Raw genomic sequence first — 25569 nt, 5'->3', positions numbered from 1 at the left:
CCACTGTGAAGTGGGGCCTACAAGAAGAAAAACGGTTGTCCAATCATCGTTTTGTCTTCTTTTTATTCACTTGAATCTATTTTTTAAAATTGCACTTGTATCCCGTCAAGGGTCTAGCTAGTATTAGCCCCGCTCCGGACAGCAGTCTGATGCGGGGCTCAGACGTCAAGCAAAGGTAAGGCTGATGTACGAAATTCTTTTAGTGGTGTATCTGCTCATCGCACTGACTCTGATTGGTCTGGTGCTGATTCAGCAAGGTAAGGGCGCCGATATGGGTGCTTCCTTCGGAGCAGGTGCGTCGAATACGGTTTTTGGCTCCAGTGGGTCCGGTAATTTCCTGACCAAGGCGACAACGCTACTGGCAGCAGGCTTCTTTGTGGTGAGTCTGGTATTGGGGAATCTCTCCAGTAACAACACCAAGCAGGGAAGTGAATGGGAAGATCTTTCTGTACCTCAGGTAGAAGAAAGCGTCATCCCGGGTGATGTTCCTGCCATAAACAGCAGCGACGTACCCGAATAAGGTTTTTGCCGAGGTGGTGGAATTGGTAGACACGCTATCTTGAGGGGGTAGTGCCTGTATAGGCGTGCGGGTTCAAGTCCCGCTCTCGGCACCAAGTCATAGTTAAGTTGAGATTCGAGCTCAAATTAACTATACTCTCGCACGGTTCGGACGCGGGGTGGAGCAGTCTGGTAGCTCGTCGGGCTCATAACCCGAAGGTCGTCGGTTCAAATCCGGCCCCCGCAACCAATCCTCACGTTTGTCGCATGTTATTTAATGATAGCTGCGGTAAATGGTCGCTGCGAGGCGACAGTCAGGGTCCAGGTGAATAGCCCCGATTTGAAGATCGGGGCTTTTTGTTATCTGCACTTCAGCACCGGTATCATCGGTGCACATTCACTGGGCTGCGAGCCCTTTTTTTGTTTTCGGAGGGGTAGCTTTGGCTACATTGGAACAACGATTGACCGAGATGCTGTCAGAGCCCGTAGAGGCTCTGGGCTTTGAATTGCTGGGGCTCGAATTTGTACGCGCCGGCCGGCATTCGACCTTACGTTTGTACATCGACCATGAAAACGGTATTGAAGTAACTGATTGTGCCGAAGTCAGTCGGCAGGTTAGTGCCGTGCTCGATGTGGAAGATCCCATATCTACCGAATATGATCTGGAGGTGTCTTCTCCGGGTATGGCTCGCCCCCTGTTCAAGCCGGCTCATTATCAGGCCCTTATCGGCCAGCAGGTAGAATTATCCCTGCGTATGGCGGTGAACAATCATCGTAAACTGACCGGGCTTCTGGTGTCGGTAGACGACACCATGATCAGGTTGGAGGTGGCGGGAACCGAATTCCCCATCGCCTTCGCCAATATCCAAAAAGCGCATCTGGTTCCGAACTTTGACTAACGAGGCAGTCGGACATGAATAAAGAAATATTGCTGGTTGTTGATGCCGTTTCTAACGAAAAGGCCGTGCCTCGCGAAAAGATTTTCGAGGCACTGGAAACCGCCCTGGCTACGGCCACCAAGAAAAAATATGAAGGTGATATCGCGGTACGGGTCGAAATCGACCGTAAAAGCGGTAATTTCGAAACCTTCCGTCGCTGGCAGGTAGTGGAAAACCAGGAAGCCCTGACCAACCCCTACGGCGAAATCACCCTGGAAGCGGCACAGATCGACGAGCCTGACATTCAGATTGGCGATTATGTGGAAGACGAGATCGATTCGGTTACCTTCGACCGCATCACCACCCAGACAGCCAAGCAGGTTATCGTACAGAAAGTACGTGAAGCCGAGCGCATGCAGGTGGTGGAGCAGTTCCAGGATCAGGAAGGCGAGATCATTACCGGTGTGGTCAAGAAGGCGACGCGGGATAACGTGATTCTGGATCTGGGCAGCAACGCCGAGGCGGTGATCTTCCGTGAAGATTTATTGCCGCGGGAATCGTTCCGTTCCGGTGATCGTATTCGCGGCCTCTTGTATGCGGTTCGTCCCGAAGCCCGTGGTGCCCAGCTGTTCGTCAGCCGTAGCCACCCGGACTTTCTGAAAGAGCTGTTCCGCATCGAAGTACCGGAAATCGGTGAGGAAATTATCGAAATCATGGCTGCCGCCCGGGATCCGGGCAGCCGTGCCAAGATTGCAGTCAAGACCAACGACCGTCGCATCGACCCCATCGGGGCTTGTGTCGGTATGCGTGGTGCCCGGGTTCAAGCCGTATCCGGCGAGCTCAGCGGTGAGCGGGTCGATATCGTGTTGTGGGACGACAACCCCGCCCAGTTTGTGATTAACGCCATGGCACCGGCAGACGTGGCCTCTATCATCGTCGATGAAGATGCCCATTCCATGGACATCGCGGTGGAATCCGGCAATCTGGCCCAGGCCATCGGCCGTAACGGTCAGAACGTTCGGCTGGCAGCTCAGCTGACCGGCTGGGAACTGAACGTGATGACGGTAGAAGATCTGCAGAGCAAGCATCAGGTAGAAAGCGACAAGATCATGAATCTGTTTGTCCAGGATCTGGACATCGACGAAGATTTCGCCGCCTTGCTGATGGAAGAAGGCTTTTCTTCCCTGGAAGAAATTGCCTATGTGCCGGTCAGCGAGTTGTTGAGCGTCGAAGGCCTGGATGAAGAGACGGTGGAGGTGCTGCGTAATAGAGCCAAGGATGCCCTGACTACTCGGGCCCTGGCGCAGGAAGAATCATTCGAAGGGGTGGAGCCGGCAGAAGACCTGCTCGCACTGCCCTCCATGACCCGGGAGCTGGCGTATTCGCTTGCCGCCCGTGGTGTTGCGGATCTGGAAGAATTGGCAGAACAGGGCATAGACGACCTTGAAGGAATTGAAGGTCTGAATGAAACCCTGGCAGGGGAGCTTATCATGGCGGCCCGAAATATCTGCTGGTTCGGAGACCAGAACGAAGAATAAGATCAGCGGAGGTAAATGAATGGCAGAAGTTACATTAACGCAGCTCGCCAGCGACATCGACACATCGGTTGACCGTCTTGTCCAGCAGTTTCGCGAAGCCGGCATGGAGAAATCCACTGCCGACACCGTATCGGAAACCGAAAAGGCCGCCTTGCTGACGTTTTTAAAGAAACAGCATGGCGCTGACGATAAAGAACCCAAGCGGATGACGCTGCAGCGCAAGACCATCAGCACCCTGAGTGTGCCGGTCGTCGGCGGCAAGAGCAAAGCCGTACAGGTCGAGGTGCGCAAGACGCGCACCTACGTAAGACGTGACTCGCTGGAAGAGCAGCAACGTCAACAGGAAGCAGAAGAGCAGGCGCGTCTGGAAGCAGAAGCACAGGCCCGGCGTGAGGCCGAAGAGCAAGCCAAACGCGAAGCCGAAGACAAGGCCAAGCGTGAGGCACAAGAACAAGCCAAGCGTGACGCGGAAGAAAAAGCCCGCCAGGCTCAGCTGCAAGCTCAGAACACCACAGAGCAGGGGGCAACCAAGCCCCGAAGCAAAGAGCAGAAAAAGGCGGACGATATGGCGAAGAGCGAAGCAGAAAAACTGAAACAACAGCGTGAGCAAGAAGCCTTGCGCAAGGCCGAGCTGGACGCCCAGAAAAAGGCCGAAGAAGTACGCAAGCTGGCTGAAATAAACGAAAAGCGCTGGGCAGAAGAAGCCGCGGCGAAGAAGCCGGAAGATGCGGATTACCATGTCATGACCAACGAGCATGCCAAGGCCGCGGAAGACGAAGCCGACAAGACCGAAGAGCAGAAAGCTCGCCGTAGTACCGGTGGCAAGAAGCGCAAGGGTGGCAAAAACAAGGAAGATCGCGAAAATCGCGAAAGCCGCAACGAACGTCTGAGAAAAGGCAAGCGCGCCAAGGTAATGACGCCGAATTCGATGAAGCATGGCTTCCAGAAGCCGGCGCAGGCGGTGAACCGCGACGTTGAAATCGGTGAGACCGTCAGCGTGGCCGAACTGGCCAACAAGATGGCCGTCAAGGGTGCCGAAGTCGTCAAGACCATGATGAAGATGGGTGCCATGGTAACCATCAACCAGGTGATCGATCAGGAAACCGCCCAGTTGGTGGCGGAAGAGATGGGCCACAAGGTGATTCTGCGTCGTGAAAACGAGCTGGAGCAGAAGGTACTGTCGGACCGTGATACCGATGCCGAACGTCAGACCCGGGCCCCGGTTGTGACCATCATGGGTCACGTTGACCACGGCAAGACCTCGACCCTGGATTATATCCGTCGGGCCAAGGTAGCAGCCGGCGAAGCCGGTGGTATTACCCAGCATATCGGTGCCTACCACGTCGAAACCGACAACGGTATGGTCACCTTCCTGGATACTCCGGGTCACGCCGCCTTTACCTCCATGCGTGCCCGTGGCGCCAGTGCGACCGACATCGTGATCCTGGTGGTGGCGGCGGACGACGGCGTTATGCCGCAGACCGTTGAAGCCATCCAGCACGCCAAGGCGGCCGGCGTTCCCCTGATTGTTGCCGTCAACAAGATGGACAAGCCGGAAGCGGATATCGACCGGGTCAAGAGCGAACTGTCTCAGCACGGCGTCATGTCGGAAGACTGGGGCGGCGAAAACATGTTCGTCTTCATCTCGGCCAAAACCGGTCAGGGTATCGACGAGCTGCTCGAAGCCATTTTGCTGCAGGCGGAAGTACTGGAACTGAAAGCCGTGTACGACGGCATGGCATCCGGTGTCGTCATCGAATCACGCCTCGACAAGGGACGTGGTCCGGTTGCTACCGTACTGGTACAGGAAGGTACCCTGAACCAGGGTGATATCGTACTCTGTGGCCTGGAATATGGCCGTGTTCGTGCCATGAAGGACGAGCTGGGTCGCGAAATCAAGACGGCGGGTCCGTCCATTCCGGTCGAAATTCTGGGCCTGTCCGGCGTGCCGGCAGCCGGTGATGAAGCCACCGTGGTACGTGACGAGAAGAAGGCCCGTGAAGTGGCACTCTATCGTCAGGGCAAGTTCCGTGAAGTAAAACTGGCGCGTCAGCAGAAAGCCAAGCTGGAGAACATGTTCGCCAACATGACCGAAGGCGAAGTCGCCGAAGTCAACCTGGTACTGAAAGCGGATGTGCAGGGCTCCATCGAAGCGATTTCCGAGTCGTTGCAGAAGCTGTCTACCGACGAAGTGAAGGTCAAGATCATCGGCTCCGGTGTGGGTGGTATTACCGAAACCGACGCCAGCCTGGCAGCGGCATCCAACGCCATCATAGTGGGCTTCAACGTGCGTGCCGATGCGTCTGCCCGCAAGATGATTGAGGCGGAAGACATCGATCTGCGTTACTACAGCGTGATCTATGAGCTGCTGGATGAAGTGAAGCAGGCCATGACCGGCATGCTGGCTCCCGAGTTCAAGCAGGAAATCATCGGTCTGGCTCAGGTACGTGATGTGTTCCGTTCGCCCAAGTTTGGTGCCGTGGCCGGTTGTATGGTCACCGAAGGTAACGTCAAGCGCAGCAACCCGATCCGGGTACTGCGCGAGAACGTGGTCATTTACGAAGGCGAGCTGGAATCTCTGCGTCGCTTCAAGGACGATGTGCAGGAAGTGCGTAACGGCATGGAATGTGGTATTGCCGTGAAGAACTACAATGATGTACGAGTGGGCGACCAGATAGAAGTCTTCCAAATCGTGGAAGTACAGCGCACCCTGTAAGGGCGGCTTGTACCAGGAACCCCGGTTTCAGCACTGATATATAAATGGGGGCCTTTGGCCCCCTTTGTCTTGGAAAGAGAGTTATGGCCAGAGAATTCAGCCGATCCCGCCGGGTAGGTCAGGAATTGCAGAAAGAAATTGCGATGATCCTGCAGCGGGAAATCAAAGATGAGCGCCTCAAGTTGGTGACGGTATCCGGTGTCGAGTTGTCTCGAGATCTGAACTACGCCAAGGTGTTCGTTACCTTTCTGGAAAACGATCCGGAAAAAATCGAACAGGGCATGAAGGTATTGAAAGATGCCAGCGGCTTTATTCGCAGCCTGGTGGGTAAAGCCATGCGTCTGCGGGTGACGCCCGAATTACGTTTCTCCTACGACCAGAGCCTGGTCGAGGGGATGCGTATTTCTACCCTGGTTTCCAGCACCATCGCCGAAGACAATCGTCGGATGAAAGACGGTGGTCAGGACGAGCAGGATCAAGATCAAGAGAAGAAGGACTGAAGATGGGGCGTCAGCGTCGATTTCGTGGCCGTGAGGTAGACGGCATTCTGTTGTTGGACAAGCCTGCCGGCATTACCTCCAACGATGCCCTGCAACAGGTCAAGCGTATTTATGCCGCCGCCAAGGCGGGTCATACCGGCGCGCTCGACCCATTGGCCACCGGCATGTTGCCGATTTGCCTGGGTGAGGCGACCAAGTTTTCCCAGTTTCTGCTGGAAGCGGACAAGCGCTATCGGGTGGTTGCCAAGCTGGGCGAGCGCACCGATACCAGCGATGCAGACGGCGAAGTGGTCGAGACCCGGCCGGTCAAGGTGGCTCCGGGTGACCTGATCGAGGCACTGGATCGTTTTCGTGGCCAGAGTCAGCAGATCCCGTCCATGTATTCCGCACTCAAGTATCAGGGCAAGCCGCTGTACCAGTATGCTCGTGAAGGCATCGAAGTACCGCGGGAATCCCGACCCATCACCGTCTATGAGCTGACCCTCATTCGCTTTGAGGGGGATGAAGTCGAGCTGGAAGTACACTGCAGCAAGGGCACTTATATCCGGACCATCGTCGATGATCTGGGCGAGGTGCTGGGCTGCGGTGCACACGTGACCGTGCTGCGCCGGCTGGCGGTGGCGGGTTACCCGACCGAACGCATGCTGACGCTGGAGCAGCTGGAGTGTATCCTCGAAAACTGCCGGACGCAGGATATAGCGCCTCGCCTGGAGCTGGATCCGCTGCTGTTGCCGATGGACACCGCCGTATCCAGCCTGCCGGAAGTGAACATGTCCGCGCTGGTGGCCGGTTATATCAACCAGGGGCAGGCGGTTCAGGTCTCCGGCGCGCCGCTCGAGGGATTTGTACGCATGACCATGGGCGATGAACAGCAGTTTATCGGTGTCGGTGAAATCGACGATGACGGTAAAGTTGCCCCCAAGCGTCTGGTTCGCTGAAACGCCCGAGGTTCCTGACATAAACGGCGCTCGTTAAGGCCCTTTGTGTTGCTGGCATTTTCTGGTTGCCAACATCGGCTTAACTGGTAGAATGCGCAGCTCGCTTTCCGGCTGAATTAGTGATCGGCTGGAAAAAACATTCATCTCTTTGGAGTAATAAGATGTCACTAAATGCTGAAACCAAAGCCCAGATCGTTGCTGACTTTGCTCGTGCCGAAGGCGACACCGGTTCACCTGAAGTTCAGGTTGCCCTGCTGAGCGCCCAGATCAACCACCTGCAAGGTCACTTCAAGCAGCACATCCACGACCATCACAGCCGTCGTGGTCTGCTGCGCATGGTATCCCAGCGTCGTAGCCTGCTGGACTACCTGAAGCGTAAAGACGTTGCGCGTTACAGTGCACTGATCGCCAAACTGGGTCTGCGTCGTTAATCGACTCATCCGGTTCAAGAAAAAGGGGCTCAGGCCCCTTTTTTGTTGCCTGCAGAAAAGCGTTAAGCCATAAGCTGACAACGGCAAGTGAAACAACATCGCTTGTAGACATCGAGTTTATGCGGATGAACCAGCCACTGGCTGTTTGTTTTTCCAGCAGAGTTGGAACCTGAAAAAACACTCTGTTTCGGTTTAACTTCCAGCTGTCGGTTTACGACTTAAAGCTTGTTTTCCCCTTGCGATTCTGTCCTTTAAACGGGAATCAAGTATACTGTGCCGGTAAATTAAAAGACCAAACATATTAAGGAATCTACAACGTGAATCCTATCGTGAAAACCTTCCAGTATGGCCAGCATACAGTCACCCTCGAAACCGGCGTAATGGCGCGTCAGGCGAGTGGTGCCGTCATGGTCAGCATCGATGATACCGCCGTTCTGGTAACCGTCGTTGGCAAACGCGAAGCCGATGAAAGCAAAGACTTTTTCCCGCTGACCGTCAACTACCAGGAGCGTACCTACGCTGCCGGCCGTATCCCGGGCAGCTTCTTCAAGCGTGAAGGTCGTCCGACGGAAGGTGAAACACTGACCTCGCGACTGATTGACCGTCCGATTCGTCCGCTGTTTCCCGACGGATTCAAAAACGAAGTACAGGTGATTGCGACCGTGGTATCGGTAAACCCCGATATCGCACCCGATATTGTTGCCATGCTGGGTGCTTCTGCTGCCCTGGCCATTTCCGGTATTCCGTTTGCCGGTCCTATCGGTGCGGCCCGCGTCGGTTACATGAACGGCGAATACGTGCTGAACCCGAGTATCAGCGAGCTGGAAAACAGCGAGCTGGATCTGGTGGTGGCGGGTACCGCCAATGCGGTACTGATGGTGGAATCCGAAGCCAACATTCTGCCGGAAGAGGTGATGCTGGGTGCCGTGGTTTACGGTCACGAGCAACTGGGCGCCGCCGTCCAGGCCATCAATGAATTTGCCGCCGAAGTGGGCACTCAACCCTGGGACTGGCAGCCGAAGGCCGAGAACGAAGGCCTGAAAGCCCAGATTGCCGAACTGGCGACCACCGAGATGGGCGAAGCCTACCGCATCACCGACAAGAGTGCCCGTCGTGACGCCATTGGCGCCATCAAGGCCAAGGCACTGGCGGCGGTTCTGGCCGCTCATCCGGAGCAGGGCATCAAGGAAGTGCAGGAACAGCTGGGCAAGCTGGAGAAGCAGATTGTACGTGGTCGCGTAGTACGCGGTGAGCCCCGTATCGATGGCCGTGAACCGGACATGATTCGTGCTTTGAACGTGGCCACCGGCTTGCTGCCCCGTACTCACGGCTCTGCCCTGTTTACCCGTGGTGAAACTCAGGCCCTGGTTGCGGCTACCCTGGGCACAGAGCGTGACGCTCAGCTGATTGACGAGCTGACCGGCGCCCGTACCAACCGCTTCATGCTGCACTACAACTTCCCTCCCTACTGTGTGGGCGAAACCGGCATGGTCGGCAGCCCCAAGCGTCGGGAGATCGGTCACGGTCGTCTGGCCAAGCGCGGCGTTGCCGCCGTGATGCCGAGTGCCGAGGCATTCCCCTACACGGTGCGTGTGGTATCCGAAATCACCGAGTCCAATGGTTCTTCCTCCATGGCCTCCGTGTGTGGTACCTCACTGGCACTGATGGACGCGGGTGTACCTATCAAGGCTTCTGTGGCCGGTATCGCCATGGGCCTGGTGAAAGAAGACGCCGGCTTCGTCGTGCTGTCCGACATTCTGGGTGACGAAGATCACCTGGGCGATATGGACTTCAAGGTGGCCGGTACCACTCAGGGCATTACCGCTCTGCAGATGGACATCAAGATTGAAGGCATCACCAAGGAGATCATGGAAGTGGCGCTGAAGCAGGCGCGTAACGCTCGCCTGCACATCCTGAAGGTGATGGATGAAGCGATGCAGGCACCGCGTGCCGAGATTTCCGACTTCGCACCTCGCATCCATATCATCAAGATCAATCCCGAGAAAATCCGTGATGTCATCGGTAAAGGCGGCGCCACCATCCGTGCCCTGACCGAAGAAACCGGTACCACCATCGAGCTGGACGACAACGGTACCGTCAAGATTGCCGCCGTTGACGGCGAAGCCGCCAAACTGGCCATCCGCCGTATCGAGCAGCTGACCGCAGAAGTGGAAGCCGGCACCATCTACGAAGGTCAGGTTGTGCGTTTGGCCGACTTCGGTGCCTTCGTCAACATTCTGCCCGGTAAAGATGGTCTGGTTCATATCTCCCAGATCACCGAAGAGCGGGTCAAGAATGTGTCCGATCACCTGACCGTAGGCGATACCGTCAAGGTCAAGGTACTGGAAGTGGATCGCCAGGGCCGTATTCGTCTGTCCATCAAGGAAGCGAATGCACCGGTTGTAGCCGAAGCTCCCGCTGCCGAAGAAACCAAGGTTGAAACGGCACCGATTGAAGCAGCCAAGACCGAAGCGGCACCGGCCGACAAGGCCGAGTAACTTCAGCCATGGCCTGACAGGCTAACGCGCTAATAGAAAAAGCCGGGATGATTCCCGGCTTTTTTTTATCTCATTCTGGGTGGTGGTGTTGGAATAGCCAGTTTATGAGGCGTGGTTCATTTTCGAGTGGTCAGTCGATTCGATCCTCAAAGGTGCTGAGTGCTCGTACTCGCTCCTCGTCGATCCATATACCGAGCCCGGGTGCGTCGGACAATTCTATATGGGTATCGCTGCCGGGCATATCGGCGACATCATGAGAAATCATGGCTGGTCCGACTAGATCATTGGCCACTATGTTGCCATGTGCTATCGCCAGGTGTGCGCCGGCAAGGGTCGCCACTGAAGACTCGACCATGGAGCCTATCTGGCAGGGAATGCCGGCGGCGCAGCCAACCTCGGCCATGATCCGGGCGGCGTGCAAGCCACCGGATTTCATCAGCTTGATATTCACCATGTCTGCCGCCTGGCGCCGAACCACCTCAAGCATGTCGCGCACGCCGTGGATGGGTTCATCGGCCATGATGACCGCCTCGGTGGCCCGAGTCACCTGACTGAGCGCATCCAGACTTTCAATGGAGACCGGTTGTTCGAACCAGTCCACCCGGTAGGAAACGGTCTGGCGGATAATGTGCAGAGCCTGCTTGGCACTCCATCCCTGGTTGGCGTCGACCCGCAGAGCTACACCCGGCATCATGGCCTCCCGAACACGGGCGATACGTTCAATATCCATCTCAGAGGTATCCCCAAGCTTGATTTTGACCGACGTATGGCCGCGGGCACAGGCGTCTCTGGCCTGACGCGCCATTTCTTCCGGTTCCAGCATGCTGATCACGCTGGGTACCTCCAGGCGGGCATGATAGCGTCCCCCAAGCAGAGCATAGAGCGGCACCTTGCAGTGCCGGGCCAGCAGATCGTGCAGGGCGATGTCCAGGGCGGCCTTGGCGGAAGGGCTGTGGCGAATGCGCGTCTCCGCCGTCTTGTGGAAGGCGCCGATACTGTCGAAGGAACGCCCGATCAGTAACGGCGCCAGCTCCCTGGCGATGATCTGGCGGGCCGACTGCCAGGTTTCTCCCGAAACATGCTGGTCGACAACCGCTTCTCCCCAGCCAACGTCACCCGAGGTCGATTCAATCCTGACCAGGATACTCTCGATATCTTCATAGGTATCGTAGGCAATCTTGAAGGGCTGTTTGAGTGGCAGGCGAACGCCATAGACGGTGATCTGTTTAATTTGCATAGAATAGATTCCTTTCAAGACCAGGAAAGATAGTAGGCAAGGGTAACCATGCCGGCGGCCAGCATTAGCTGGATGAGGAACAGCGGCATTATCCACTTGATCCATTTGCTCCAGGACACCCCGGCGACCGACAACCCCGCCATGAAATAGCCGGAAGTGGGGGTCACGATATTGGTGATGCCGTCCCCCAACTGGAAGGCCAGCACGGCTGTCTGACGGGACACTCCCACCAGATCGGCCAGCGGAACCATCAACGGCATGGTCAGGGCGGCCTGGCCACTCCCCGAAGGCACCAGGCAGTTCAGCAACAATTGCACCAGAAACATGCCGACGGCTGTGAACACGGGTGGCATGCCGCCAAGCAATTGCTCGAGGTGATAGAGAATGGTATCCAGGATGCTGCCGTTCTTGAGTACGATCAGGATGCCGAAGGCGAAACCGACCACCAGAGCGCCCATGGCGATGTCCTTGAGACCATTGACGAACTGTTCGGCAATCTCGTTGGGGCTCATCCGGGCAAAGGCGCCGACCAGCATGCACATCAGCAGAAACACGCCGGACATTTCACCGATATACCAGCCATGGCGGATGACCCCGTAGGCGATCAGCAGGATGGCGCCGGCGAAGGTCGACAGGATAAGTCGATCGGAATGGCTTAGGGGGCTTTCGTCGAACCGGGGCTGATTTTCAATGGCCCCGGGTTCCGGAGTCGATTTCACTTTGGCGGCATAGTAAGTCACGAAGGAGATGCTTATGCTGACAAACACCAACCAGTAGATAATCCGTAGGCCCATGCCCGAGAACATGGTCAGCTGGGCAATATCCTGAGCCACCCCGACGGTAAAGGGGTTCATGAAGGCGGCGGAGAATCCGGCACCGGCGCCCACCAGGGGGACAGCGGCTGCGACCATGGAGTTGTAGCCCAGCATCCTCATCATGGGCGCCAGTATGATGATGAAGGCGATGGTTTCCTCGGCAAGGCCAAAGGTTGCCCCCCCGATGGCAAACAACAGCATCAGCAATGGGATCAGGATGATGTCATGACCCGACAGGCTGCGGCTGATACTGGCCACCAGTTTCTGCAGTACCCCGGTGGCCTTGAGTACGCCGAAAGCACCTCCGGAGATAAAGATGAAGAAAATGATGCTGCTGCCTTCCTTCATGCCCTCGAACACCGCGATAAAGGGCGTAAGCAAGGTTGCTTGCTGACCATCGATGACGGCATAACTGCCTGGCACCACCACTGTCTTGCCCTGCTCGGAAATCACTCTCTCATAGCTGCCGGCATCGATCAGATAGGTCATCGCGGCCGCGATGCAGATGAAACTGAACAAGACCACGAAGATATGTGGAAAAGCGAATTGCCGGCGTGGTGCAGCCTCGAGCGCTGCGGTTCTTTCTAGATGACTCATGCTACCTCCCGGACTTACCGGTTGCTGTCGAGAAAACGCCGAGCGGAGTGGGAAAGAAAGCGACTGCCTTTCTCCAGGATGTCGTCGTTGAAGTCGTAGTCGGGCTGGTGCAGTTGTGGGACGGAGCCACCGCAACCATTGCCAATCCAGGCGTAGACGCCGGGCACTTTTTCAAGGAAGGCGCCCATGTCGTCGGCGCCCATGCTGATTGGATGATCCACCAGCAGTGATGCGCCCCACAGCTCTTCGACTACGCTTCGCGCGAGGGCGACACAGGTCGGATCGTTAGCCACCGGCGGGGTCGAGTGCCGGTAATCAATAGTCGGGGGACATCCCGTGACCAAGCCGATGCCTTCCACAATATCGTGGATACGTTGTTCGATATGCTGTCTGACCTCGGGCCGGAAGCTGCGGGCGGTGCCCTTGATCCTGGCCGTGGCCGGAATAATGTTGCTGGCATGGCCGGACTGAAGGCTGCCGACGCTGACAACGGCGATATCTTCTGGATTGGTATTGCGGCTGATGATCTGCTGCAGGGCGGTTACGAACAGCCCGGATGCGAAGACCGGATCCGTGGTCAGATGGGGCATGGCACCATGGCCGCCTTCGGAGGTGAACTGCACCTCGAAGTCGTCACTCGAGGCCATGTGGGGCCGGTCGTGGATCACGAAACGGCCGGCCTCGACTCCGGGCCAGTTATGCATGCCAAACATCGCCTCGATAGGAAATCGCTCCAGCAGGCCGTCGTCGAGCATGGCGGGTGCCCCGGTACCGAGCTCTTCGGCCGGTTGGAATATAAGTACCACGCGACCAGAGGCCGGACGGTGTTGAACCAGATCGAGGGCCGCACCAACCAGCATTGCCGTGTGGCCGTCATGGCCGCAGGCATGCATGACACCCTGATGCCGGGAGCAATATTCGGTGCTGTTTTCCTCAACCAGCGGCAGGGCATCCATATCGGCCCTCAGTCCGACGCTGCGACCGGCGGACAGGCCGTTGATAATACCGACCACGCCGTGGCCGCCGATGCCCTGATGTACCTCGTCGACACCAAGTTCCCGCAGCATGCCGACTACCCGCTCGGCGGTCTGTTGCTCGTGGCAGGAGAGTTCGGGAAAGCGATGAAGCTCACGCCGAAAGGCAATCATGCGTTCTATATCACGCTCTTTCATTAGACAGATCCCTCTATTAGCTATTTATGCCTGAAACCGGCTTGTTCTTCCGTGACTGACTCCCTTGCTCTTTATAAACAGCATATTGTCAGGAGCAAGAGTACATGACATAACCGTTCGTGTTGTTGCACTGAACGATGTTTTTCATCATATTCAATGAGTTAAAGGCCGAAAAATACTTTTTCTCGATAGGGACATACCTTTTTGATATGCCACAGGCTGTTTGGGGCGAAATAACAACATGGATATAAGAAAACTGAGGTACTTTCTGTCGGTAGTCGATGAAGGTTCGATCACTGCGGCTGCAAGGAAGGTTCACATTGCTCAGCCGGCATTAACCCGGCAAATCCGGCTGCTAGAAGAAGGGCTGGGCACCCGGCTGCTCAACAGAAATCACAAGGGGGTGGTGTTAACCCGGGCGGGAGCATTCCTGTATGACAATGCCCTGCGTCTGGTGGCCGACATTGATAATGTGGCGAGGAAGACCAAAGCCATAGCGAAAGATGATGCCAACAGCCTGTCTATCGGTATCACCACCATTCATCCTTACATTCCAGGTATCTCCGGATTGATTAGCCAATTCCGTGCACAGTATCCGGATATCCGGCTGGCGCTCGAGTCGATGCTGTCCGGCCCTCAGACCATGGCGATTATCCAGGGCAGCATCGATGCCGGTTTGTTGTTTATAGAAAAAGACGATGAACCCTTGCTGGATATGCTGCCCATTGGCTCTTTCCGCATGGCGGTGATCACTCGCCGCCAATCCGATTTGCTGGACAAGGCGCCGACTTCTCTGCGTGACTTTGATGGTGCTCCTTTCATCCGCTTCAAGCGTGATTCGACCCCGGGCAGTTACGATCGTATCGACCGGTATTTTAATGATGCAGGCATCAGGCGACATATAGTGCAGGAATGTCACGATGACATCACCATTCGCAGCCTGGTGGCCACGGGCATGGGTTACGCCATTATGCCCAGCATCCTTGCCATGGGTGACGATAATCTCATTGCCTACGAATTCGATGATTTACCCCTTTATTCCCCGTTGATGTTGGCCTGGCGTAAGGGCGGAAAATCACCCGAGGTGGATTTGCTATGCCGTGTTGTCATGAATATGGGCCAGCTAACGCATGGTGCAGAGGAGCAGGCATCGCTCCCGGCTCAATCAACAAGGGCGAAGATGGAGCCGTGAGGCGATGGTGATGGCGGCAGGCAGCGATAAAAAGAGAGCCCAATGTGGCTCCCTTTTTGTATCACGGTTGTTTATTCGGTATTTTTCTCGGGAGGCGCGATAACGGTTTCTGTCGTGCTCCGGTCGATGTCTTTCAGGCTGGCTGCGGTTGCTGGGCATGGGGTTGGCGGCTGTCCTGCCGAATGTCCAGGTGGCGCAGCAGTATGCCGAAGCCGGCGTCTATCGACTCGGGCAATGGTAACCAGACTACATGACCGCTGCCGGGGGCGACCTCGATGGCTTCACCCTTGCGGTTTTTCAGCTGTTCGAGGGTGAAGGTCAGGTTACCCTTGGGTGTCATCAGTTCCAGCCGGTTGCCGATCAGAAACTTGTTTTTCACCGCCACCTCTACCCAGTCACCGTTACGGGCAGTGATCTCACCCACGAACTGCTGGCTGGTGGAGACCGAATAACCGGTGTCGTAATTCTGATAGTCGCCGTGGGCGTGACGCTTGAGAAAGCCTTCGGTGTAACCGCGGTGGGCGAGGTTTTCGAGGGTGTTCATCAGGGAGGCGTCGAAGGGCTTGCCAGCCACCGCATCGTCGATGGCCTTGCGATACACCTGAGCGGTGCGGGCCACGTAATAGAACGACTTGGTGCGGCCTTCAATTTTCAATGAGTGCACCCCCATCTGGGTGAGCCGGTCCACATACTGCACCGCCCGCAGATCCTTGGAGTTCATGATGTAGGTGCCGTGCTCGTCTTCATAGGCGGCCATGTATTCGCCGGGTCTGTTGCTTTCTTCCAATAGCACCGGCTGGTCGTGCGGGGCACCGGCACCCAGGGTAGGCTCGACCGGTTGCACCAGGATGGGCTCCTGTTTGTGTACTATTTGACCGGCGTCGTCTTCCTTGGCCTCATGCACCTTGTATTCCCAGCGGCAGGCGTTGGTACAGGTGCCCTGGTTGGGATCGCGCTTGTTGATGTAACCGGATAACAGACAGCGGCCGGAGTAGGCCATGCACAGGGCACCGTGTACGAACACTTCCAGCTCGACGCTGGGGCAGTTGGTGCGAATTTCCTCGATCTCTTCCAGCGACAGCTCGCGCGACAGTATCACCCGCTCGATGCCGTAATCCTGCCAGAATTTGACCGAGGCCCAATTGACCGCATTGGCCTGTACCGACAGATGAATGGGCATGTCGGGAAAGTGCTCACGCACCAGCATGATAAGGCCGGGATCGGACATGATGAGCGCATCCGGGCCCATCTCCACCACCGGCTTCATATCGCGCAAAAAGGTTTTCAGCTTGGCGTTATGGGGCTGTATGTTGACCACCACATAGAACTTTTTACCCAGCGCATGGGCTTCGTCGATGCCAGTTTTGAGGTTTTCGTGGTTGAATTCGTTGTTGCGTACCCGCAGTGAATAGCGTGGCTGGCCGGCGTAAACCGCATCGGCCCCATAGGCGAAGGCGTAGCGCATATTCTTGAGAGTACCGGCGGGGGAAAGCAATTCGGGTGTGAATAATTCGGTGGTCAACATGGGATCTCGTCTGATGTCGGGTCAGCGGGCCGTCACTTGATGGCGGCCGGAAGACGATATTTTACTCCACCAGGCCGCCAGTTTCGAGCAAAGCCAGAAAAGTCGACTCAGCTTGTCAGTATGCTCTCTTGATACGCTCGACTTCCAGCTCGGCCTCGTCATCTTCCATATAGAATGCCCGGGCTACATTCACCCTCGGCTGACGATGATGGTGGTCGGAGCCAGCCTCAAAGGGGCGGCTTATTTCGAAATATGGGCGATAAGATCCAGCACCTTGTGGGAATAACCCATTTCGTTATCGTACCAGGCCACCAGTTTGACGAAGTTGTCGTTCAAGGCGATGCCGGCTGAGGCATCGAACACACAGGTACAGGTTTCGCCGAGAAAGTCGGTCGAGACCACGGCGTCATCGGTATAACCCAGTATGCCTTTCAGCTCGCCATCGGCTGCCGCCTTGAGGGTGGCGCAGATCGCGTCATAGCTGGCCGGTTTTTCCAGACGTACGGTCAAATCCACCACCGAGACGTTGGGGGTGGGTACCCGGAATGCCATACCGGTGATCTTGCCGTTCAGCTCAGGTATCACCCTGCCGACCGCCTTGGCGGCACCGGTAGAGGAGGGGATGATATTCTGACCTGCGCCCCGGCCAGCACGCCAGTCTTTTTGGGATGGTCCGTCAACGGTATTCTGGGTAGCGGTAGTGGCGTGTACCGTGGTCATCAGCCCTTCGACGATACCGAAGTGGTCATTGACCACCTTGGCCAGTGGTGCCAGACAGTTGGTGGTACATGAGGCATTGGAGACGATATCTTCGCCGGCATAGCGCTGGTGGTTGACGCCCATTACGAACATGGGGGTGCTGTCTTTTGACGGCCCTGTCATCACCACTTTTTTGGCGCCGGCCTGAATATGTTTACGGGCCTTTGCGTCGGTCATGAAGATGCCGGTGGCCTCGGCCACTACATCCACGTCGAGTTCGCCCCAGTTGAGAGTAGCGGGATCGCGCTCGGCGGTGACTCGAATGACGTTGCCATTAACGAGCATCTGGCCGCCTTCTACCGCCACGTCACCCCGAAAACGACCGTGGGTTGAGTCGTATTTCAGCATATAGGCCATATAGTCCACATCTTGCAGATCGTTGATGGCAACGATCTGCATATCATCGCGCTCACAGGCGGCGCGGAACATCAGTCGACCGATACGTCCGAAACCGTTGATAGCTACCTTGATCGTCATAGATTCACCTGATGTTGAAAGGATTGAAGATGGCGGAATGAAAAAACTGTCTGGTTGTAAAGTTACAAAAAAAAGTCAAGTCGTCAATCGAGCATGCTCATGATCCCGATTTTTCTTGCGCAGGATCAGGGTGTTGTGAATTTTTATTTCATTTCAGCTGACAAGAACAACCGGGTGACCTGAAAATTTTTCCTCGAGATCATCGTTAATACCGGAAGAGAAAGCGTTCAACTCCGATGATAGGACCCGGTTTCCAGCTGATGAATGATGCTGTCGACCGCTTGTTGCATCTGCCGTTGCTGAACCTCGTCGAAGCGGGCATAGGGGTCGATACGCTCCAGATTCAGCATGGCCGAGTGCCCGAGGCTGCTCAGCACTCGGGTCCAGATCCAGGCATCACGATAGCGGCGCTCTCGGATATAGAGCGTCAGCAGGTTGGCGATAATCTCGGAGTCTACGGTAGCTTCGGCGTCGTAAAGGCTCAGGGCCCGATGCAAGGCCTGCTCTGCTGCTGCACTGTCGCGAATGATGAGCAACTCGGCGAGGGCCTTCTGCAGTTCGGGTTGCTGCATTTCCGTTCTGTCGGCCAGTGAGATGAAGCGGGCTTTCGCCTTATTATCGCCCCGGAGCTGCCAGTGCCAGAGTAATAGGTAAGGGTAATCCGAGTCTATGGTCTGCTGCTCGAGCTGTATCAGAGCGGTTTTTGCCTTGATGGTGGCTTCCAGCTTGTCGTTTTTACGCTCTTTGCGTTTGGTGTATTCGATGGCCAGCAGAGGATCCAGACAATCGTGGTAGGTTTTCAGGCTGGCCATCAGCGCATAGATATTGGCATCATTCGGCGTGTCTGCCTGTTGCTTTCGCGCCCGGATCAGGTCCGAACGTTCAAACTTGCACCAGCTGTCTTCGTGCAGATCAGCACAGAATTGCGGTGTTGTTTCACAGATGGTTTGGATGCGATCTTGCTCACAAGCCGTCAAAAATAACGGGGCCATGAGCACCAAAAAAGCCATTTTAGTATTCATTCGAGTATCTTACTGCCTGTCCTTAGTCTGGTAATCATACCCCCTATCCACTAAAATGGGCGCACTTAAATAGAGCTGATGCGGCATGGTTTTTGCCCGCTTCAATACTAATGACAGTTACCTGAAATAAAAGGATTCGGTCGATGACCCACGAGAGTTACCTTTCCGCCTGGCAGCAAAGCCAGGAGCTGGCAGAGTCTATGCAGCCCCTGATCGGCAAACTGTATCGCAACCAGGGGGTGGAAATTTGCGTTCACGCGCGTCCCCTGCTGAATGCCTCTACCATTGAAATTATCAAGGCTCATCGTGTGGTGAGTCGCCACGAAGGGAAGGCCCTGCTGGTCAGCGAGAGCTACCCGGTGCTGAAGGCACTGAGCGAGCTGGATCTGGCTCCGGCCAGCATCGATCTGGGTAAGCTGGCGGTCAGCTACTGGCAGGATCACCAGGACGAGTCCGGCCTGGCAGATTTCTTGCGCAGCGAGCTGGCTTCAGCCCTGAACACCGATCATGACAACAAGCCGACCGACGTGGTGTTGTACGGCTTCGGCCGTATCGGCCGACTGCTGGCGCGCCTGCTGATCGAGCGCTCCGGTGGTAACCATGGCCTGCGTTTGCGGGGCATAGTGGTACGTGGTTCGGTTGACGATCTGGAAAAGCGTGCCAGCCTGCTGCGTCGTGATTCCGTGCATGGTCCTTTCAACGGCTCCATCGAAGTCGATACCGAAAACCACGCCATTATCGCCAACGGCACCTATATTCAGGTGATTTATGCCAATAGCCCGGCAGAAATCGACTATACCCAGTATGGTATCGACGATGCGTTGATCGTCGACAACACCGGCATCTGGCGCGATGAAGCCGGCCTGGGCCTGCACCTCCAAGCCAAGGGGGCTGCCAAGGTGCTGCTGACCGCACCCGGCAAGGGCGATATCAAGAACATCGTATTCGGTGTCAACGACAACATGATTCTGCCGGAAGACCGCATCATGTCGGCCGCGTCCTGTACCACCAACGCCATTACTCCGGTGCTGAAGGCGGTGAACGATGCCTACGGTGTGAAAAATGGTCACGTGGAAACCGTGCATTCCTACACCAACGACCAGAACCTGATCGATAACTTCCACAAGGGCGATCGCCGTGGTCGCAGTGCCGCACTGAACATGGTACTGACCAGCACCGGCGCCGCGTCTGCCGTGGCCAAGGCTCTGCCGGAGCTCAAGGGCAAGCTGACCGGTAACGCCATTCGCGTGCCGACGCCGAACGTCTCCATGGCGGTGATTAATCTGAATCTGGATAAAACGACCACCGCCGAAGAGCTGAACGAGTACCTTCTCAAGGTGTCGCTGGACTCACCGCTGCACAACCAGATCGACTTCAGCACCAGCAGCGAGCTGGTGTCCACCGATATGGTTGGCTCTCGTTTTGCCGGAATCGTCGACTCTCTGGCCACCATTGCCGAAGGGGATCGGGCCGTGCTCTACGTCTGGTATGACAACGAGTTCGGTTACAGCTGCCAGGTTGTGCGCGTGATGCAGAAAATGGCCGGTATCGAGCTGATGGACCTGCCCGCCTGAGGGCGGATACAGACTAGTACCGGCAACTAATGCCGTAACAGTTGGGAGGGGCGGCCATTGGGCTGCCCCTTTTGTTTTCGTGGCGATAATATCCATATCGCCCCAGAGGAGAAAGTGTCATGTCATCTTTTCAGCAAGCGATCCAGAATATGCCCGAAGAGGTGTATCAGAAGCTCAAGACCGCGGTCGAACTCGGCAAGTGGCCGGACGGCTCTGTGTTGACCCCCGAGCAGAAGGAAAGCAGCATGCAGGCGGTGCTGCTCTGGCAGGCGATGCACAACGACAATCCCGAGCACATGACCATAGGTAAAGGCGGCGAGCTGGTGATGAAAAGCAAGTCCGAGCTGCGCCGCCAGTTCCGCGATGAAGCCGAGATCACCCGCCAGAAACTGAACTGAGCCGCTCTTCCTGCGCTCCCTGCCACCGGGCCGACGATAATATCGCGGCCCGTTTTTTATGCCTGTGGTTCATGATAAATGCGCTGGTTTCCTGTTCGAATTGAAATTCATCTTGTACAAACTTGATCTCGTTGTACAACTATGCTTATCTTGTAAGATATAGTTGTACAAGAGGGCTAGATATGTATAAGTTTAACCCAAAGGTAATACGCGTCGGCATCAGCGGTTGTCTGACCGGGCAACCGGTGCGCTTCGACGGTGGTCACAAGCGTTCCCACTTCTGCACCGAACAGCTGGCCGAATTCGTGGAGTTTGTGCCCTTGTGTCCGGAAATGGCCATCGGCCTGGGCACGCCCCGGCCCAGTATTCGGCTGATCAATCAGGACGGCGACATACTGGCGCAAACGGCGAAAGGGCAAGACGTGACCGCGGCTTTACGTGATTACGGCCAGAAAATGGCAACCCAGTTTGATGGCCTCAGTGGCTATATCCTCTGTGCCAAATCGCCCAGCTGCGGCATGGAACGAGTGCGGGTTTACCATGACAGTGGCAAGGGCAATGCCAGGGAAGGCACCGGTATCTATGCCGCCGAGCTGATGCGGGCGCAGCCCTTGTTGCCGCTGGAAGAAGATGGCCGGCTCAACGATGCGACGCTGCGGGAAAATTTCGTGACCCGGGTCTTTGCCCTGCATGACTGGCAGTGCCTGCGCCACGAAGGGTTAACCGCGGCTCGTCTCATCGCCTTTCACAGCCGTTACAAGTATTTGCTGATGGCGCATCATCGCGACAGCTACCGGCGGCTTGGCAATTTGCTGTCCGATCTGTCCGATCTGTCCGTCGCTCTCGAGCACAAGGCGGATGCCTATATCGAAGGCATGATGCAGGCGCTGAGCAATAACGTCAGCCGCACCAATCACACCAATGTGTTGCAGCATCTGCAGGGCTATTTCAAACAGGAGCTAAGCTCCCGCCAGCGCCAGGAACTGGCCCGCACGATTCATCAATACCGGGAAGGCATATTACCCTTGCTGGCGCCCATTATCCTGTTACGTCATTACCTGGCAGAGCACCCCAACGACTATCTGCACCGACAGGTGTACCTGAACCCTCATCCGGAGGCATTGCGACTGCGTTATGGTATCTGAGCCTAAATATCCGATCCGGGACGTGTCCCGGCTAACTGGTATCAACCCGGTTACCCTGCGCGCCTGGCAGCGTCGTTACGGCCTGTTGAAGCCGGCCCGTACCGAAAAAGGCCACCGCCTGTACTCCGAAGACGATATCGCCCTGATCCGCCAGATACTGCATTGGCTGGGTCAGGGGGTCAGTATCGGACAGGTGAAAGGCCTGCTGGCCGATCCTGCACCAGAAGTCAGCGGCTCCAACTGGGAGCAGGCCCGGGACCGGCTGATGACGGCCGCGCTGCAACTTAATCTCGGCCGTCTGGAAGCCGATCTGCTGGAGCTGACCCGTCTCTATCCGGCAGAGCTGGTGTTACGCCGGGTGATAGATCCCTGGCTGCAGGCTTTGGCTCGTCTGCATCGTCCCGATGCGCAGTTGATCGAACAAAGTGCTCTGGCCTTGTTGAAGCGGTTGTTACATCAGCTACTGACTATCAAAACCGGGCCTGTGGTGGCGGTAGCTAGAGTAGGCCAGGTGAGAGAACAGCTGGCGGTGCTGACCCAGTTTGAATTGCAGGGGCTGGAATGTCGCAGTCTGGATCTGGGGATACTCGATCCGCTGACCTTGCCGCTGGCGGAGGGAAGACTCAAATTTGATGTTCTGGTGGTGATACTGGGAGCCGGCCTGAGCCAAGGCTGGTTCAGCGACATGGACGCCGCCTTTCCGCAGAATTGTTTTTTTATCGGTGAGCTCGGCGCTCTTTATCGGCAGCAAGGTTGGCTGAAGCGGCCCTTTTCGGCCTGGGTCAGTGACATAGCGAGGGAACATGATGCGTCATTTAGTCTGGTTCAGAACTGATTTGCGGGTGGCGGATAACCCTGCCCTGTATGAAGCCGCCGCCGACGGCACCGAGGTGGAGGCGGTGTATATCGACTGTCCGGGCCAGTGGCAAGAGCATGGCAAGTCGGCCATGCAGCGTGACTTTCTGTCCCGCAATCTGCAGGCGCTGAACGAGCAGTTGGCGCAGTTGGGTATACCGCTGACGGTGCTGACCGTCGATACCTTTGCCGAGGTACCGGGCCTGCTGGCCCGGTGGCTGGAGGAGCGCACCTTCGATGCCCTTTATGCCAACCGGGAAATCGGCATCGACGAACGTCGTCGTGACAAGGCGGTGCAACAGATACTGCCCATCCCCTGTCGGGTGTACAACGGCGATTGCGTGGTCGATCACGGCAGCCTGATCACCCGAGGTGGCGACATGTTCAAGGTGTTTACCCCCTTCGCCAAAAGCTGGCTGGCCAGGCTGAGCGCCGGCGGTTACCGGTTGTTACCGATGCCGGCGGCTCTGGGGGAACCGCTGCCTTTCAAGCCCCCGAACCTGAGTGGCGAGCGGGTATCGAGTGAAGCCTGGCCGGCGGGAGAGGCCGCCGCTGCCGAGCGGCTGACGCAATTCTGTCAGTTGTCGTTACGGGATTATGGCGAACGGCGTGATTTCCCGGCCGATGACGGCACTAGCAGCTTATCGCCTTATCTGGCGCTCGGCATTATGTCCCCCAATCAGTGTCTGGCGGCCATCGAGGCCGAGCTGGAACAACTGCCGTTCAGCCGCGGCGAGCCGGGATTTGCCTGGCTTAATGAGTTGATTTGGCGGGAATTCTATCGCCACCTGCTGGTGGCCTTTCCACGCCTGTCTATGGGGCGGGCCTTCAAGCCCGATACCGAGGCGCTGCCGTGGAGTCGGGACGACGAAGGGTTCCGGGTCTGGTGTGAGGGCCAGACCGGCTATCCCATCGTCGATGCGGCCATGCGCTGCCTGAAGCAGACCGGTTGGATGCATAACCGGCTGCGGATGATAGTGGCCAGCTTTCTGACCAAGGATCTGCATATCGACTGGCGCCGGGGAGAAGCCTGGTTCATGTCGTGCCTGATTGATGGCGAGCTGGCGGCCAACAACGGCGGCTGGCAATGGGCTGCTGGCACCGGCGCCGATGCGGCGCCCTACTTTCGGGTGTTCAACCCGACCACCCAGGGGGAGCGCTTCGACGCGGAGGGCGATTTCATTCGCCGTTGGCTGCCGGAGCTGACCGAGGTACCGGCCAGGATGATTCATGCACCGCACGACTGGCTGGATAATCAGAGCCCGGGGCATGGCTATCCCAAGCCGATGGTCGACCACGGCCGGGCCCGGCTGCATGCCATCGCCATGTTCGATGCGCTGAAAGACAGGGAGGCGGTATGAGCCCTACCGTAAGGGCGTGGACTTTATTCAGCGTTATATCTTTCCCGGTGGCTGTCTGCCTTCGGTAAGCGAAATGTGCCGGCACCTGAAAGAGCAGACCGACATGACCCTGACCCGTCTGCAGGATTACGGCCAGCATTATGCCGAGACCCTGAAGATATGGGCCGAGCGTTTTCATCGGCTGGAGCCGGCGCTGATACGTCTGGGCTACAGCCAGGATTTTCATCGGTTGTGGGCTTTTTACTTCGCCTACTGCGAGGGTGGTTTTCGCGAGGGCACTATAGGACTGGTGCATTTTGAGGCGGCTAAGCCGGGAGCACGCAGGTGTCTAGATGGCAATGGACTCAACTGCTAGCCTTCGAGGGGTTCTGGCTGCTGGCGGTAGCGGGACAAAACAGCTGGAGCCTGCTGACCGGCTTCTTGCTGCTGCTGCACTTCGTATTTACCCCCAGTCGCCGGGCCGATGTGCGGGTGCTGTGGCTGGCGTTGCTGTGGGCAGGATTTGTGCTGACCCTGGGGTACAGCCTGTGCTGGTTGCGGCGCGTGCCACTTTGGCTGTTGATGCCGATAGGGGCAGTTGCCGGCACCAGTTCCTACCTGGCCGGCTGGCAACTGGGGGCGGTGAGCCTGCCGCTGGGATTCTGGCCCAGCGCGGTGATACTGGCGTTGTTGTGGTCGGTCTTGTTACCGCTGTTGGTGCGGCTCGAACGGCGTGCGCGGAGGGAAGCATGATGAAAAAAGTCCTGTTGCTACTGTGGCTGTTGGCCATGCCATTTTCATCGCCATTGTGGGCCAGCCCGACGGCGGATTTGAACCTAGTCGGTCAGGGCAGCATGCGCTGGTTGTTCCGGGGTCTGTATCAGGCCCGTTTTTACAGCGCAGACGGACAGTATAGGGCCGGTGACTTTCCTCAGGCACTGGTACTGCGTTATCAGCGGGATATCGGCAAGGAGGACTTGCTCGATGCCACCGTGACCGAGTGGCAGCGCCGGGTATGGTACATAGAAAAAAGCGCCAATGGCCACTACAGCGGTACCGCAGACGATGTGGTGGTGCCGGCCAAAGGCCAGGCCCGGGGGGGGGCCCTGAACTGGCGTTATACCCTGTCGGTGCCGGTTGACGGCCAGACCTGGAATATCGACTTCAACGACTGGATGTATCTGCTCGATGACAACCGGGTACTCAACCGCGCCGAAATGACCAAGTGGGGTTTCAAGGTCGGCGAAGTGATCCTATGGATCGAGCGCAAGAATGGTGAGGGGTGAAGTTGTTTCATTCTTACAACATGGCTTGCTGGGAGGCTGTAGGGCTGCCACTTCCGAGCCGCTTCGGGCACATCCCTGTGACGCTCAGTAAATGCCATCCTTGGCATTTGACGGGATCCCTGCAGCCTCTTCAATGACGCCGGTGCTGTCTGTAGGAAGTGCCACCAGACGGCGGCTC

At 56.8% G+C, this 25569-nt stretch carries 21 protein-coding genes, 2 tRNA genes and 2 pseudogenes; 19 read left to right on the top strand and 6 right to left on the bottom strand.

What is annotated here, in order from left to right; all coding sequences use genetic code 11:
* Positions 1-184 precede the first annotated feature (184 nt).
* From secG to pnp, 10 genes and pseudogenes are all read left to right on the top strand, one after another.
* Positions 185-520, top strand: coding sequence for a preprotein translocase subunit SecG (secG, locus tag ACLEIV_RS15745; RefSeq protein ID WP_410457580.1), 336 nt, complete (start codon positions 185-187; stop codon positions 518-520).
* Positions 521-527: 7 nt separating this feature from the next.
* Positions 528-614: transfer RNA gene (locus ACLEIV_RS15740), tRNA-Leu, on the top strand.
* A gap of 57 nt (positions 615-671) precedes the next feature.
* Positions 672-748 (top strand) — tRNA-Met (locus ACLEIV_RS15735).
* Between the two features lie 190 nt (positions 749-938).
* The gene (gene rimP / locus ACLEIV_RS15730; protein WP_104484861.1) at positions 939-1397 is read left to right on the top strand and encodes a ribosome maturation factor RimP; all 459 of its coding nucleotides are present in this window, start codon (positions 939-941) and stop codon (positions 1395-1397) included.
* Between the two features lie 14 nt (positions 1398-1411).
* Positions 1412-2914 (top strand): transcription termination factor NusA, encoded by a 1503-nt coding sequence (gene nusA, locus ACLEIV_RS15725; RefSeq protein WP_410457579.1) that lies wholly within the window; start codon positions 1412-1414, stop codon positions 2912-2914.
* A 19-nt stretch (positions 2915-2933) separates the two neighbouring features.
* Positions 2934-5630, top strand: coding sequence for a translation initiation factor IF-2 (infB, locus tag ACLEIV_RS15720; protein ID WP_410457578.1), 2697 nt, complete (start codon positions 2934-2936; stop codon positions 5628-5630).
* Positions 5631-5713: 83 nt separating this feature from the next.
* Entirely contained in the window at positions 5714-6130 is a 417-nt protein-coding gene (rbfA, locus tag ACLEIV_RS15715; RefSeq protein ID WP_410457577.1) for a 30S ribosome-binding factor RbfA, read from the top strand.
* Between the two features lie 2 nt (positions 6131-6132).
* A complete protein-coding gene (gene truB / locus ACLEIV_RS15710) occupies positions 6133-7068 on the top strand; it encodes a tRNA pseudouridine(55) synthase TruB (RefSeq protein ID WP_410457576.1) in 936 nt (311 codons plus the stop codon).
* 161 nt (positions 7069-7229) lie between these two features.
* A complete protein-coding gene (rpsO, locus tag ACLEIV_RS15705) occupies positions 7230-7499 on the top strand; it encodes a 30S ribosomal protein S15 (RefSeq protein WP_410457575.1) in 270 nt (89 codons plus the stop codon).
* Between the two features lie 317 nt (positions 7500-7816).
* Positions 7817-9991 (top strand): annotated as a pseudogene (gene pnp / locus ACLEIV_RS15700) (polyribonucleotide nucleotidyltransferase); the annotation flags it as partial.
* Between the two features lie 136 nt (positions 9992-10127).
* Here pnp and ACLEIV_RS15695 read toward each other — a convergent pair.
* From ACLEIV_RS15695 to ACLEIV_RS15685, 3 genes are read right to left on the bottom strand one after another with little or no spacing between them, the layout of a single operon-like run.
* Positions 10128-11234: a mandelate racemase/muconate lactonizing enzyme family protein gene (locus ACLEIV_RS15695; RefSeq protein ID WP_410457573.1), complete on the bottom strand. Its 1107-nt coding sequence runs from the start codon at positions 11232-11234 to the stop codon at positions 10128-10130.
* A gap of 14 nt (positions 11235-11248) precedes the next feature.
* Entirely contained in the window at positions 11249-12646 is a 1398-nt protein-coding gene (locus ACLEIV_RS15690; RefSeq protein WP_410457572.1) for a YfcC family protein, read from the bottom strand.
* Positions 12647-12660: 14 nt separating this feature from the next.
* Positions 12661-13818, bottom strand: coding sequence for a M20 metallopeptidase family protein (locus ACLEIV_RS15685; protein ID WP_410457571.1), 1158 nt, complete (start codon positions 13816-13818; stop codon positions 12661-12663).
* 241 nt (positions 13819-14059) lie between these two features.
* On the opposite strand from ACLEIV_RS15685, the gene ACLEIV_RS15680 reads away from it, so the two are divergent.
* Positions 14060-15010, top strand: a complete 951-nt coding sequence (locus ACLEIV_RS15680; RefSeq protein WP_410457570.1) for a LysR family transcriptional regulator — start codon at positions 14060-14062, stop codon at positions 15008-15010.
* A 133-nt stretch (positions 15011-15143) separates the two neighbouring features.
* Here ACLEIV_RS15680 and trhP read toward each other — a convergent pair whose 3' ends face one another.
* The 3 genes from trhP to ACLEIV_RS15665 form a co-directional block, all read right to left on the bottom strand.
* Positions 15144-16535 carry a prephenate-dependent tRNA uridine(34) hydroxylase TrhP gene (trhP, locus tag ACLEIV_RS15675; protein ID WP_410457569.1) on the bottom strand — a complete coding sequence of 464 codons (1392 nt, stop codon included), beginning with the start codon at positions 16533-16535 and terminating at the stop codon, positions 15144-15146.
* Positions 16536-16775: 240 nt separating this feature from the next.
* Complete coding sequence (gap, locus tag ACLEIV_RS15670; RefSeq protein WP_410457568.1) at positions 16776-17771, bottom strand: type I glyceraldehyde-3-phosphate dehydrogenase; 996 nt, start codon at positions 17769-17771, stop codon at positions 16776-16778.
* Between the two features lie 227 nt (positions 17772-17998).
* On the bottom strand, positions 17999-18763 hold the full coding sequence (locus tag ACLEIV_RS15665; RefSeq protein ID WP_410457567.1) for a DUF2989 domain-containing protein: 765 nt from the start codon (positions 18761-18763) through the stop codon (positions 17999-18001).
* Positions 18764-18936: 173 nt separating this feature from the next.
* Here ACLEIV_RS15665 and ACLEIV_RS15660 point away from each other — a divergent pair, with 173 nt between their 5' ends.
* From ACLEIV_RS15660 to ACLEIV_RS15625, 8 genes and pseudogenes are all read left to right on the top strand, one after another.
* Positions 18937-20367, top strand: coding sequence for a glyceraldehyde-3-phosphate dehydrogenase (locus tag ACLEIV_RS15660; RefSeq protein ID WP_410457566.1), 1431 nt, complete (start codon positions 18937-18939; stop codon positions 20365-20367).
* 119 nt (positions 20368-20486) lie between these two features.
* Positions 20487-20765, top strand: a complete 279-nt coding sequence (locus tag ACLEIV_RS15655) for a YeaC family protein (protein WP_410457565.1) — start codon at positions 20487-20489, stop codon at positions 20763-20765.
* A gap of 182 nt (positions 20766-20947) precedes the next feature.
* Positions 20948-21910 carry a YbgA family protein gene (locus tag ACLEIV_RS15650; protein WP_410457564.1) on the top strand — a complete coding sequence of 321 codons (963 nt, stop codon included), beginning with the start codon at positions 20948-20950 and terminating at the stop codon, positions 21908-21910.
* Positions 21900-22745: a MerR family transcriptional regulator gene (locus tag ACLEIV_RS15645; RefSeq protein WP_410457563.1), complete on the top strand. Its 846-nt coding sequence runs from the start codon at positions 21900-21902 to the stop codon at positions 22743-22745. Before ACLEIV_RS15650 ends, ACLEIV_RS15645 begins: the two co-directional genes overlap by 11 nt.
* A complete protein-coding gene (gene phrB / locus ACLEIV_RS15640; RefSeq protein ID WP_410457596.1) occupies positions 22717-24126 on the top strand; it encodes a deoxyribodipyrimidine photo-lyase in 1410 nt (469 codons plus the stop codon). Before ACLEIV_RS15645 ends, phrB begins: the two co-directional genes overlap by 29 nt.
* Before the next feature lie 4 nt (positions 24127-24130).
* A pseudogene (locus ACLEIV_RS15635) lies at positions 24131-24481 on the top strand (class I SAM-dependent methyltransferase); the annotation flags it as partial.
* Positions 24451-24858: a DUF2878 family protein gene (locus ACLEIV_RS15630; RefSeq protein ID WP_410457562.1), complete on the top strand. Its 408-nt coding sequence runs from the start codon at positions 24451-24453 to the stop codon at positions 24856-24858. The pseudogene ACLEIV_RS15635 and the gene ACLEIV_RS15630, both read left to right, overlap by 31 nt.
* Positions 24855-25391, top strand: a complete 537-nt coding sequence (locus ACLEIV_RS15625) for a DUF3833 family protein (protein WP_410457561.1) — start codon at positions 24855-24857, stop codon at positions 25389-25391. Before ACLEIV_RS15630 ends, ACLEIV_RS15625 begins: the two co-directional genes overlap by 4 nt.
* Positions 25392-25569 lie beyond the last annotated feature (178 nt).

This window comes from Oceanisphaera submarina, assembly GCF_046521305.1.
GTDB classification, from domain to species: domain Bacteria; phylum Pseudomonadota; class Gammaproteobacteria; order Enterobacterales; family Aeromonadaceae; genus Oceanimonas; species Oceanimonas submarina.
The sequence above is the reverse complement of the archived record's forward strand: the minus strand, read 5'-3'. Positions and strand labels throughout refer to the sequence as shown.